The sequence below is a fragment of the uncultured Desulfovibrio sp. genome, assembly GCF_902477725.1.
GTDB lineage: Bacteria > Desulfobacterota > Desulfovibrionia > Desulfovibrionales > Desulfovibrionaceae > Desulfovibrio.
On record NZ_CABSIF010000010.1, the window covers coordinates 91489 to 102923 of the forward strand.

General features: G+C 49.4%; 10 protein-coding genes. 5 read left to right on the top strand and 5 right to left on the bottom strand.

The window, feature by feature from the left end:
- Positions 1-24 precede the first annotated feature (24 nt).
- A complete protein-coding gene (locus RDK48_RS10770; protein ID WP_298997032.1) occupies positions 25-798 on the bottom strand; it encodes a hypothetical protein in 774 nt (257 codons plus the stop codon).
- A gap of 90 nt (positions 799-888) precedes the next feature.
- Here RDK48_RS10770 and RDK48_RS14975 point away from each other — a divergent pair, with 90 nt between their 5' ends.
- Together RDK48_RS14975 and RDK48_RS10775 are read left to right on the top strand one after the other, a co-directional pair.
- Positions 889-1227 (top strand): type II toxin-antitoxin system PemK/MazF family toxin, encoded by a 339-nt coding sequence (locus tag RDK48_RS14975; RefSeq protein WP_374042270.1) that lies wholly within the window; start codon positions 889-891, stop codon positions 1225-1227.
- 149 nt (positions 1228-1376) lie between these two features.
- Complete coding sequence (locus RDK48_RS10775; RefSeq protein WP_298997027.1) at positions 1377-1655, top strand: hypothetical protein; 279 nt, start codon at positions 1377-1379, stop codon at positions 1653-1655.
- 33 nt (positions 1656-1688) lie between these two features.
- Here the strand turns inward: RDK48_RS10775 and yecR are convergent, their stop codons facing one another.
- Both yecR and RDK48_RS10785 read right to left on the bottom strand, forming a co-directional pair.
- Complete coding sequence (gene yecR, locus RDK48_RS10780; protein WP_298997024.1) at positions 1689-2078, bottom strand: YecR family lipoprotein; 390 nt, start codon at positions 2076-2078, stop codon at positions 1689-1691.
- A 31-nt stretch (positions 2079-2109) separates the two neighbouring features.
- Positions 2110-2343 carry a hypothetical protein gene (locus tag RDK48_RS10785; RefSeq protein ID WP_298997021.1) on the bottom strand — a complete coding sequence of 78 codons (234 nt, stop codon included), beginning with the start codon at positions 2341-2343 and terminating at the stop codon, positions 2110-2112.
- 371 nt (positions 2344-2714) lie between these two features.
- Here RDK48_RS10785 and RDK48_RS10790 point away from each other — a divergent pair, with 371 nt between their 5' ends.
- Positions 2715-3461 carry an endonuclease gene (locus RDK48_RS10790; protein WP_298997018.1) on the top strand — a complete coding sequence of 249 codons (747 nt, stop codon included), beginning with the start codon at positions 2715-2717 and terminating at the stop codon, positions 3459-3461.
- A gap of 1095 nt (positions 3462-4556) precedes the next feature.
- On the opposite strand, the gene RDK48_RS10795 is transcribed toward RDK48_RS10790, so the two are convergent.
- Together RDK48_RS10795 and RDK48_RS10800 are read right to left on the bottom strand one after the other, a co-directional pair.
- Positions 4557-5861: an McrC family protein gene (locus tag RDK48_RS10795; RefSeq protein ID WP_298997016.1), complete on the bottom strand. Its 1305-nt coding sequence runs from the start codon at positions 5859-5861 to the stop codon at positions 4557-4559.
- Between the two features lie 16 nt (positions 5862-5877).
- Entirely contained in the window at positions 5878-8394 is a 2517-nt protein-coding gene (locus RDK48_RS10800) for an McrB family protein (RefSeq protein WP_298997012.1), read from the bottom strand.
- 360 nt (positions 8395-8754) lie between these two features.
- Between RDK48_RS10800 and RDK48_RS10805 the strand changes: the two genes are divergently transcribed.
- On the top strand, positions 8755-10206 hold the full coding sequence (locus RDK48_RS10805) for an N-6 DNA methylase (protein WP_298997009.1): 1452 nt from the start codon (positions 8755-8757) through the stop codon (positions 10204-10206).
- On the top strand, positions 10203-11432 hold the full coding sequence (locus RDK48_RS10810) for a restriction endonuclease subunit S (RefSeq protein ID WP_298997006.1): 1230 nt from the start codon (positions 10203-10205) through the stop codon (positions 11430-11432). The genes RDK48_RS10805 and RDK48_RS10810 overlap by 4 nt, the downstream gene beginning before the upstream one ends.
- The last annotated feature ends 3 nt before the right edge of the window (positions 11433-11435 follow it).

Below are 11435 nucleotides of genomic sequence, written 5' to 3' on the forward strand. Positions count from 1 at the left end.
ATGGGCCGGGAAACCGGCCTTTAATTAATTTAAAAGGCTATCAACCGTATCTTTTCTCTCTTTGAGCCTCAAATCTATTTTAACTTCAGGAATCTTCCCTGTATTCAATTTCGAATTATTTGTGCCGCTATTGGTTTTTTCATAAGTCCTCTTTACTCTAGAGTACTCTTTTTCTATTTCAGGTGCAGTAATGTTATAATCTTTGCTCCACAGGACGACACCACTAATCATCATGGAAAATGTGTCTTTTATTTTATATATACTTGAATAGCTGTGAGCCTTGTTTATATACAATCCAACTCTATCAACATACTCATGCTTGTCAGCGCCGCCCCCTAATTTTGTATATATAGCAGCAGCTAGGTCGATATAATAATCCATATCTGATGAGTTGCCACGATTGTTCAATTTGTCAAAAAATGTAATTAAAAAAATGCATACAAGTGACTCGCCAGAAAATTTGTAAGAGATTACCGTATTGCAGTTATTTTCTCGTGTTATGATAAAATCTAAATTCACATTATTGTTTATAGTCCCTTTGGAAACTAATGCCTCCTTTAGAATTTCGCGTTTTCCTTTAATTAATCCAACTTCTGCTTTGGGCATTCTTACATGCCATGCGTTGTTTTCTTCTAACTTTTTGACCACAGAGTCTCGATCCATCCCCCATTTTGCCCCCAAGAAACATAATCCATCTTGATAAAAACCAATATCAGTAGATGAGCAACCATACCCGTTTTGAGGCGCATAAGCCGTGATTATGAGAATCAATAGGATTATTTTGACATGCTTAGTCATGTTCAATCACCTACCAGCTATGCCCTCTTGCCGCAAGGACGGTGGACTGGTAGGGGAATAGAAAAAAATATTTTCCTGGGCGGTGTCGGCATGGCAATAAAATTTACACCAGATGTAGGAACAATACTTCTTTGCGATTTTGGGAACGTGATTGAGCCTGAAATGTGCAAAAAAAGGCCTGTCGTTGTTTTGTCCTCGGTATCTCCTTGGCTTTGCATCGTTGTCCCACTTAGCACGACAGACCCTGAAGAGCAGATGCCTTGGCACTGCCTAGTCAACACGCCTAAAACATTGCCATATCCATATGACTCCAAAGTGCATTGGCTTAAACATGTGTCCTCGCCGCAATTTCTCCGAATTGCCTTGACACCGGCGACGACTAGCCCCATATTGAGGTTGTCAGCGCCCACCATTATTGGTGTGGCCTAAGTCCTTGGGGTTCGTCCGCAAGGCCGCTGTGGATAGGAGATTGCAATCCGCCAAAGTGTCTGCTGGAAGGCTGTCACCAGCAACATTTTTGCTATCGGGCCGCCTCGCGCGGCCCTTTCTTTTTCCCCAGCCCGCCTTATCCTCTCCCTATGCCTACCCTCTTTGACCCACTCGCCTACCTCGCCACCCTTGGCGCATATGCCAAGGTGTCTTTGGACGCGGACGGAGAACGATATATCACGTTGGACTTCAAGCGCGGGATCAAGAGCAAGGTACAATTGCAGGCCAAGGCCATCGCCAAGCGATATGAGCGCCTGCTGTTGATGCAACTTGACGTGCCCATGGGCACAATGCCGCGCACCATTCAGCAGCTCGTGGCCGCCGGGCGCGTCAGGGTCGAGGGCAGGAAGTTCAAAAAGGTGGAATAAAAAAGCCGCCCATTTCTGAGCGGCCTAGGCATCTTATTTTACTTGCTTCCCTGTAACTGGCGAAGGCACAGGCGCGGCTGGTGCGATAGATCCAGTGCACTGATACTGAATTTCGGCTTGCATTTGATAGCAAATCGGCCCGTATCCAGTGTACTGCAAATTTGTACAATGCTGGTTAATGCTGCCGAAAGCCTCGGCATCTTCGTATCCCCAAGTGCGGCATTTTTGCGCGGCCAAAGAATCTGCTTGTTGCCTACTCGTTTCAGGCTGTTCGGTGTTTGGGTTCCAGCTCACGCCAAGTTTTACGGTTGCATCGCTCTTGCTCCCTCCCATTGCAAACCAATCCTTGTGCACGGGCTTAGCACACCCGATCAGAGCAGCAAAAATTATCCCCATAATAAAAATTGCAACTTTGTTCCTCATAACCGTTCCCCTTTAAATAGTTATTTGACTCCTACGGCTTCTTCGTCCCCTTTTTCCCCGTATAGGGGTTTGTGTTTCCCTTAGTCGAATAATTGTCCATCTTGGTATTGTTGGGGGCAGTGCGCTTGTGTGGGGCAACATATGTGCCGCTCTTTTTGGTGTAGCCTTTAACGCTTGTTGATCCCCTGGCGCTGGCATCCGTAACAATCAAGCATGGGGCAAAGGCCAGAGAAAACGCAATCAAAGCAAAAATGATCCTTTTCATGCTCCCTCCCAATGGTTTATTGATTGTCGAACATGCACTTCGACAACAATGTTTTCAACCTAGTATTGGGATAGAAAAGGACATGTTATGGGCCTGAAAAAAATTACACTCTTCCTTGGTTTGTTCCTTCTCCTCGCTGCCCCAGCTTTTGCCGACACCGCCGCGCCTCAGCCTATCATCTCCGACCTATGCGCCACCACGGCCCAGCCTGACTACTTGCCCGGCATCCTAGAGGCTGCCCGTGGCTGCTGCTCACATCACGGCGGTATGTCAGGCCAGTGCAGCAATGGCCGCGTTGTGTGCCGTGACGGCACGCTCAGCCCGTCGTGCAAATGCCGTGCGGATTCCGAGACACAAGGAGATAAAGGCTAATGCGCAAATTCCTGCTTTCCTTCCTTCTGACCGCCCTCCTGCTCCCTGCTCTGGCCATGGCCGCAGGCAACACGACCAACGACAGTTTTTCGCGCTCAAAAAAAATGTTGTCACAGGTCTACGCCGACCACCGCGTTACCTTTTACTGCGGGGCAGAGTATGACGCTCAGGGCAACATTACACTGCCGGATGGCTTCGAGACGCCCAAGCACGAACGGCGTGCAGACAAGATCGAATGGGAACATGTCTTGCCCGCTGAAAACTTCGGCCAGACGTTCCCAGAATGGCGCGACGGTGCGTCCGAGTGTGTGGACAACCGGGGCAAAGAATTCAAAGGCCGCAAATGCGCCGAGAAGGTCAACCCAGAATACCGCCTGATGCAGGCCGATATGTACAACCTGTATCCGGCCATCGGCGCGGTTAACGCCATGCGCTCGAATTACAATTACGCCATATTGGCAGGCGAACAGCCAACCTTCGGCGCATGCGAAATGAAGATCGCAGACCGCAAGGCCGAGCCCCCGGCGCGCGCCCGTGGACAGATCGCCCGCACATATTTTTACATGGCAGACTCCTACGGCCCGCGCTACCACATGAGCCGCCAACAAGAGCAGCTTATGCAGGCCTGGGACAAGCAGTATCCCGTGGACGCGTGGGAGTGCACCCGCGCCAAGCGCATTGAAGCCCTACAAGGCAACGAGAACAGGTTTGTTAAGCAGCCGTGTCTGGCCGCCGGACTGTGGTAATCCTACCTAGTCCATAGAGTACCGACATGCGGAAGCAACCGCATGAGTAGTTGCAGACCCTCCTTTGCAGCCTGCTCATAATCGTGTGTGTAAAGAGCCAAAACAAAATGACTAAAATGATAACCAATCCAAAACCATCCCAGCGCAGTACGCAAAAACTTTCGCATACATATTCCTCCTAATATATTTGCGAAAGCGTAACCTTGATTTTCTCACCCCATAGAGACTTGCCGCAATACATGGGTATAAGACGGCGCTAATGGATCTTGACAAAGTATTTTAAGCTTGGAGATTTACCCAGAACCGGGCGAGGTGGGATTGAAGGCGGGAAAAGTGTGTGGGCCTGTGTGTGGGACTTGGTGTTAAAGTGTGGGCTTAAAATGAACTTAACGGAAGATTAAACCGTTGATTTTAAAGCCTATGCGCTGGGGCTTTGTTCTCGTGCGGGTTCGAGTCCCGCCCTCGGCACCATGAAAACACTTTTAATGAATTACAATAAATTCATTAAGTTTAAAAAACCGCTCCAGTCCTTGAGATTGGAGCGGTTTTTATTTCATTTACTTCCGCTAACAACCACCTGTGTTGGTTATATTGTTGGTCTTGAGACACCAGTGCTGCCACAAAACCAACAAAAAACCGCAAAACAGCACACAGGCACATTTTTCAGACTTGTCTACATCCCTTCTGAATAAAACAAAGTACAACACGTACCTGTTCGTGCATTAAAAAAAGCAAGGCGAAAGAAGGACAACTTGATCAACAATGGATCGAAACAGAAAGAGACCTCAAAGCCTTAATGAAGGCAAACTTACACTTGCCTCCGCAGAGGCATTTTGTCGAATAGCCCACTTTCGATTGTTTGACGGATGCAACAAACGTATTGGGGTAAGGCCAGGGGCAAGGGTGTCATCTTCATCTAGGATAAAAAAGAGCAGTGGGCATAATTGATGCAAAGAACACGATCAAAATGAATGGTCAGTCAGCACTTCAACTGACCGACACGCAGAAGTTGTGTTTACGTTGACACATGAACTGAAATTTGAGGGTTCACGCTAAAAGAACAGCGTTTTAGGTGTTTCACGCCTACAGTGCGAATTATGTAAAGAATTCATTGAGGCTGCCACAGTCTGGCAACAGCAAACGCTTTTTCTCCAGGCAAAACGGCAAAACCCATAGGCGAAGGCCTGCGGGCCGCACGAATTCAAATTTTGGCAGCGCCCGATCAAACTCGCCTGTCTTTGGATAAATCAGCACCACGCTGCCCTCGCCGTCCAGATAGTTCTGACCGTAGGCATATAGTTGATAAAAATCAGACTGGGCTATCCCGTATTTTTCATAGCTGTTGCACTGGCTGGAATAGATCAGCTTCCATTTTGTATCCAGAACCAGACGGTTTTTCCTTGATTCCAGCACGAGCAAATCGGGTTTAAGCCCAAACCAGTCCTGCTCACCATGCCTGACCAGATGCCTCGATTTCTCCTGTTCATGTAAGTAAAACGAAGGCTTGAGCTGCCGACCAAGATGCCGTGCAACAAAGGCCTCGAACACTTCTTCCATGGGAAACAGCAGCGAAGGAGCACAATGACGGCCTGTGCTCGTAAGCGGTGATTCGTCGCGCAAGATCAGGCGGGCCCAGGCCAGAGCCGCCTCATAATGCGCCATGCAGCGATCGTGGCGCACAAGGGTAAAATCCACCACAGGATCAACGGATGCAGGCACTTCGGCAAAAACAAAGCCCAGCTCCCGCGCCAGCTGATGATTACTCTGCGAGGTTGTCCAGACGAGAACCCGCCGAAGCGCCGCATGCAGCAAGCGGTTTTCAGGCCGGTTGGAAGAAAATTCGTCTGCCGCAGTAAAAAAACGATCGCGCCGACACAGATTCTGGCGCAAGTGCGAAGCCATTTGCAGCTTGCCCCGCAAGGCAAAGCGGTTCTCCTGCTCCTGTCTGTAATCGCTCTGCAAGCCGCGTTTTACAATGCGTTCAACTGCGTGCAAAAATTCGCCAATAAATATCTCCAGCAGGGGCATGTTGGTGGCGGCCAGATGGGCGCTGGCAGTCTGGATATGGCGAAACTCCCCAAGGCAACGCAGCATGTCGATAAGCAGGGTGCGGGCCTCGGCATCGCCGCCCATGGCCTTGGCGACCTTGGGCAGCACCTCAATCTGATACCCGCAAGGGGCGCGAACAACGCCAACAAAGCTGTTCACCTTTACCGCAGGCCGCCCGTGCGCCTGAGCAAGACGCAGCCAGGTAGCCCCGCCCAGCTCGGCAAAGCGCAACGCCTCGCCTGCCAGCCAGTCAAACACCTTTTCCGGCACTGGTTGCAGCCCGGCCATCGCTGCATCGCCGGGCCGCTCGGCTACCAATGCGTCAAATTCATAAACCGTGCATCGTGTCATTCGCTGTCCGTCAAGCCTAAGGCTGATAAATGCCGATATATGCCTGCGGATTGGCAAAGGCTGCGGGCTGCACAGTATAACGCCTCTTTATGGTGTAACTTTCCAGCCCATGACCGTTGCCAAACAGGGAGCTCAAATCTTGGTTAGCATCACTTTCGGCAATAAACTGGTCATTCACATCATTCTTTTGATTGTCGCCCAGCACAAGGCGAATTTTTCGCCAGTCTTCAAAGAAATATTCTTCGAGCAGCGGAATAACACGGTTGCGGAATATACCTGCCAACATGTCAAAGAGTTTATCCTCATTCTGCTCTTTTTTCAGCAGTGTAAAATATGCGTGACCAATGCAGTGATCTCTGTCGTAGAGCACTTCGATGCGTTCATTAATGCGCATCAGCATCTGGCGCACATCAATATCTCCAGCACTTGTCTTTACAATCAGGCCCGCAAGCGGCGGATCATCTGATTCTCCAGCATCTTTCACCGCACGCACATCGGGCAGCAGCGGAACAAATTCAAAGCGGCGGCGCAGTGCAGTATCTAGCAGGGCCAGCGACCGATCTGCGGTATTCATGGTGCCGATGATATCCACGTTTGCAGGAACGGAAAATTTTTCGCCAGAATAGGCCAGGGCAAGCTCCAGTGGGGGCTTAGCTCCCTTATCCAGCGGGGCGCGCTTGTCTGGCTCGATCAGCGTGATAAGTTCACCAAAAATTTTGCTGATATTGCCCCGGTTGATTTCGTCAATCACCATGGCAAAACGCTGGCCAGGGGCCTGCCGCGCCTTGTGGCACAGCTCCTTGAACACCCCGGCACGAATTTCATACGCAACATCATCTGTTTCGCCATCGCCGTTCAAAACAGGGCGCAGGCCTTCAACAAATTCTTCGTAGCCGTATGACTGATGAAAGGTCACAATGCTGTACCGCTGCACGGTGGCGTCAACTGCTGGGCCGGCTTTGAACTGGTCAACCAGGTCAATAATGTCAGAGCACACATCCTGCCAGTCACCGGCAAATTCCCACACAGAATCGGCAGCCTTGTCAAAAATTGCCGGATTCATCCTTTTTTTTGTATTTACCGTTGTTGATGATTCAACCGTGTGCGATTGCAGCGTATCCCATAGCGTGGTTCTTATTCCACCAACGCTGTTTTTTGATGCGGCAATGGCCTGAATGAAAGGATGCTTGGCGATTTCAGGAACCTTTGCCTCCGTGCCAAGATCATACAGAGCGGCTGCTACACCCTCCCACCACTTCAGCCCAGCGATCTTGTCGGCGAAAAACTGGCTGCGCCACTCCTCTGGTGTAATGGACGCAGATTCTGACTTATAGTTTTTTTCGAGCAACTGCATCAAGGTATAGGTTTTGCCTGTACCTGGGGGGCCGTAATAGATGCGGTTAAATCCGAGTACTGTGGGTTTGCTGTTCATGTTTATCTCAGCTCCATTGTCAGCAGGCGTTGGCGCTGCCTCTTCACACTCTGATTCGTCAAACTCGCCCGCCCACACGGCCAGCTCCGCCAGATCCGTTTCAAAATAGGGCTTGAGCAAGGTTGCTTCAAAAAGCGCCAGATCTTCAGGCCCCACTCGCCAGAAGATAGAATTTTCTCTTGGCGACCATTTTTTGTTGTTGGCGGCATAGCTGTCATTTTTCACAGCATCTTTAAAAACACGGTAACTGCGCTGCACCCAGCCTTCTCCTTTATCGGTGCAAGGCGATACATTAGATGTAAACTGCCCAATACATATCGGGCTATTGCCTTGGCAAAGAAAAAACAAAGTACCAATTGGAGCTTTAATGAATTTAGTGCCTTGATTGTTCGTTGCATTTTCGTCTATTACCGCCAACTTATCTTTTAGATACCGCTGTCGTAGTTCTGGTTGTTCTTTGAAATCTGAATTGCCGTGCAAGTGCTTCCAGATCACCAGATTCTTCTGGCTCCAGTCCTCCCAGACCTTATATCCGTATTCCAGAATACCCATACCAGCAGGCATTTTGGCAAGCGTAGCCTTTTGCAGTGCGCCCATGCTCAGCTTTTCACTTTCACCCAGATGGACAGCCAACATTGATTTTTTAAAAATATTTACGATTTTAGGCTGTTTCGGATTCTGATAGTGAAAGGCAATTTTCCACTTAAAGAATTCCCATAAAGGCTGCTCGTAGGTGTCTATGGAATCCAGATCGCCCTCTGCGGCCCACGTTGCAATCTTGACAACATGATCCCGCACACTTTTGAAGGCCAGCTCTGCCGTTTTGCCCAACTTGGCGTTCCAGCCGTAATCGTCTGAATAACCATGTAACGCAGTTGTTTTCTTGGCATCCGTAGCTTTTCGGGAATACACGCCAAATTTGAAGGCATTGCCCCCCCAAATGCTGCCCATTTTATCCAGGCGGGCCTCAAGCCAGTAGGTAAAAGTATCTGTCGATCCTGCCTTGATGTACTCATCCAGCGTCATGGTTGCCAGGCGCGAAATCGGCCAAAGGCGAATAAATTTATCCCAAAGTTCATACTGCTCAGCAAAACTAATCATAACGGCAGCCTCTTACGTAATATTTCCACCAAGCCGCAAAAATATTCCCTGCGGCCCGCAATTTCAAAACAACGCATGGCGAGCAAAACTGAATTTACAGGCCGTGCCGGGGCGCAACCGGCCACGGCGCAAACCACCAGCAAAATATTTATGTCTTTTATTTTAATCACAAAGCTGTGTAAAGATAATTCGATAATCCCGCCGCAGATCACTGGCGCGGCTTTGTACCATACGGCTGCCCGCAAACGCCTTGGCCTATCCGCCGCTTTGACAGAGCAAGACCTAACAGCTAGACATTATTCACTGAGCCCCAAGCCGATTGGTGCGGGGCAAGCACATGCCCAAAGGATACCGCAGCACATGTTTCAGCAAGCCTTCAATAACATAGACAATCTGCTTCGCAACGAGGCAGGCTGCTCCACAGAACTGGACTACACAGAGCAGACCTCGTGGCTACTTTTTCTCAAATACCTTGATGATCTTGAGCACGATAAGGCCATGGAAGCCGAGCTGTACAGCAAGCCCTACAGCTTTATTCTTGATGCCCCCTACCGCTGGGAAACATGGGCCGCACCCAAAAACGCCGCAGGCGAGATTGACCACAACACCGCCATGACAGGCGACGACATGCGCGACTTTGTGGAGCACAAGCTTTTTCCCTACCTGCGGGGATTCAAGCTGCGGGCCAGCAGCCCGCACACCATAGAATACAAGATTGGCGAAATTTTTAGCGAGATCAAAAACAAGATTCAGAGCGGCTACAATCTGCGCGAAATGGTGGAAGAAATAGACGGCCTGCGCTTTCGCTCTCAGGCAGAGAAGCACGAGCTTTCCGTACTATACGAAGAAAAAATCAAGCGCATGGGCAATGCCGGGCGCAACGGCGGCGAATACTACACGCCCCGACCGCTCATCCGCGCCATTATCAAAGTAGTTCAGCCCAAGATTGGCGAGAGCATCTATGACGGCGCTGCGGGTTCGGCGGGCTTTTTGTGCGAGGCCTACGAATATCTGCGCCCACGGGCCAGCAAGGCGGCAGACCTGCAAACGCTTCAGAGCCGCACCTTTTTTGCCAAAGAGAAAAAGAGCCTCGCCTACGTTATTGGTATTATGAACATGATTCTGCACGGCATTGAAGCACCCAACATCATTCACACCAATACCCTGTCAGAAAACCTGGCTGATATTCAGGAAAAAGACCGCTACAACATTGTGCTGGCCAATCCCCCCTTTGGCGGCGGCGAGCGCAAAGAGGTGCAGCAGAACTTTCCCGTCAAAAGCAAGGAAACCGCCTTTCTGTTTCTGCAACACTTTATCAAAATTCTCAAAGCCGGGGGCCGCGCGGGCATTGTTATCAAAAACACCTTTCTGTCCAATACAGACAATGCCTCGGTAAGCCTGCGCAAGCTGTTGCTAGAGAGCTGCAACCTGCACACGGTGTTGGACATGCCGGGCGGCACGTTTCAGGGTGCGGGCGTAAAAACCGTGGTGCTCTTTTTTGAGAAGGGCGCGCCCACGCGCAACATATGGTATTATCAGCTCAACCCTGGCCGCAACCTGGGCAAGACCAACCCGCTGAACGATGACGACCTTGCGGATTTTGTAACCCAACAGCAAAGCTTTGCCGACAGCCCGCAATCGTGGTCTGTGGATGCGGCAAGTATAGACCAGACCAGCTTTGACCTATCTGTAAAAAACCCCAGCAGCAATGATGCCGTGCAACTGCGCAGCCCGCAGGAAATTATAGACGAAATTGCCGCGCTGGATGCGGAAGGCGCGGAAGTGCTGACGAATATCAGGGGGCTGCTGTGAGAGAGGGGTGGAAAGAAATAACACTTGATAGAGCATGCACCATTATAACTGGGCTCTGGAAAGGCAAGAAGCCGCCATTTGTAAATGTTGGCGTAATAAGAAATACTAATTTTTCAGTTGATGCCCAAATAGATAGATCTGATATTGCATCTATTAACGTTGAACAAAATAAATTTAACAAAAGGCGCCTGCTATTCGGAGATATTATAGTTGAAAAATCTGGTGGCGGGCCCAAACAACCAGTTGGGAGAGTTGCCCTCTTTGACATGCGAGATGGCTTATTTTCATTAAGTAATTTTACAGCAGCGCTTCGCGTCAAAACTCCTTCAGAATTAGACTTCCGCTTCCTGCATAAATTTTTACATTTTGCCTATTTGTCAGGAGTGACTGAGCATATGCAAAGCCACTCTACAGGGATTCGGAATTTAAACAGCAAGGCTTATAAAGCAATTACCATCCCACTCCCCCCTCTTCCAGAACAGCAACGCATCGTTGCCATTCTCGATGAGGCCTTTGAGGGCATTGCCAAGGCCAAGGCCAACGCAGAACAGAATCTCAAGAACGCGCGGGAATTGTTTGAGAGCCATTTGCAGATGGTATTTTCTCAGCGCGGCGAGGGGTGGACAGAAACGAACATAGCATCCGAAGTTGACCTCCTTGCTGGATTCGCATTCAAAAGTTCCCAATATACTGAATCGACTGATAGTATTCGGCTGCTTCGGGGGGATAACATAATACCTGGTAGCATCCGATGGGACGATGTTAAATTTTGGTCAGCTTCAGATACGGCAGACTATGAGCGATACCAACTCAAGGTTGACGATGTGGTTCTTGCTATGGATCGCCCATGGATCAAAGATGGACTTAAACGTGCGCTAATTGCCGATAAAGATATACCCTGCCTTCAAGTTCAACGAACAGCCCGTTTGCGCAGCAATGGTCATATACATAAGCATTTTTTATACTACCTCATTAGTTCAAGGGCATTTATTAAGCACATACTGGGAAGCCAAACAGGTATTGGGGTTCCACATATTAGCGGGAAACAAATAGGCAACTTTAAATTTTCTATGCCAAAATTTGACGAACAAAAACATATTGTTAAACAATTACACAACTTTCATTCAGCAATTCAGCGCCTCGAATCCATCTATCAGCGCAAAATCGCCGCACTGGACGAACTGAAAAAATCGCTGCTGCACAAGGCCTTTTCTGGCGAATTATAGGAG

Excerpts from the sequence above, each read along its gene's own strand:
- RDK48_RS10770 (WP_298997032.1), bottom strand. The coding sequence starts at position 798 with ATGACTAAGCATGTCAAAATAATCCTATTGATTCTCATAATCACGGCT.
- RDK48_RS14975 (WP_374042270.1), top strand. The coding sequence starts at position 889 with ATGGCAATAAAATTTACACCAGATGTAGGAACAATACTTCTTTGCGAT.
- RDK48_RS10775 (WP_298997027.1), top strand. The coding sequence starts at position 1,377 with ATGCCTACCCTCTTTGACCCACTCGCCTACCTCGCCACCCTTGGCGCA.
- yecR (WP_298997024.1), bottom strand. The coding sequence starts at position 2,078 with ATGAGGAACAAAGTTGCAATTTTTATTATGGGGATAATTTTTGCTGCT.
- RDK48_RS10785 (WP_298997021.1), bottom strand. The coding sequence starts at position 2,343 with ATGAAAAGGATCATTTTTGCTTTGATTGCGTTTTCTCTGGCCTTTGCC.
- RDK48_RS10790 (WP_298997018.1), top strand. The coding sequence starts at position 2,715 with ATGCGCAAATTCCTGCTTTCCTTCCTTCTGACCGCCCTCCTGCTCCCT.
- RDK48_RS10795 (WP_298997016.1), bottom strand. The coding sequence starts at position 5,861 with ATGACACGATGCACGGTTTATGAATTTGACGCATTGGTAGCCGAGCGG.
- RDK48_RS10800 (WP_298997012.1), bottom strand. The coding sequence starts at position 8,394 with ATGATTAGTTTTGCTGAGCAGTATGAACTTTGGGATAAATTTATTCGC.
- RDK48_RS10805 (WP_298997009.1), top strand. The coding sequence starts at position 8,755 with ATGTTTCAGCAAGCCTTCAATAACATAGACAATCTGCTTCGCAACGAG.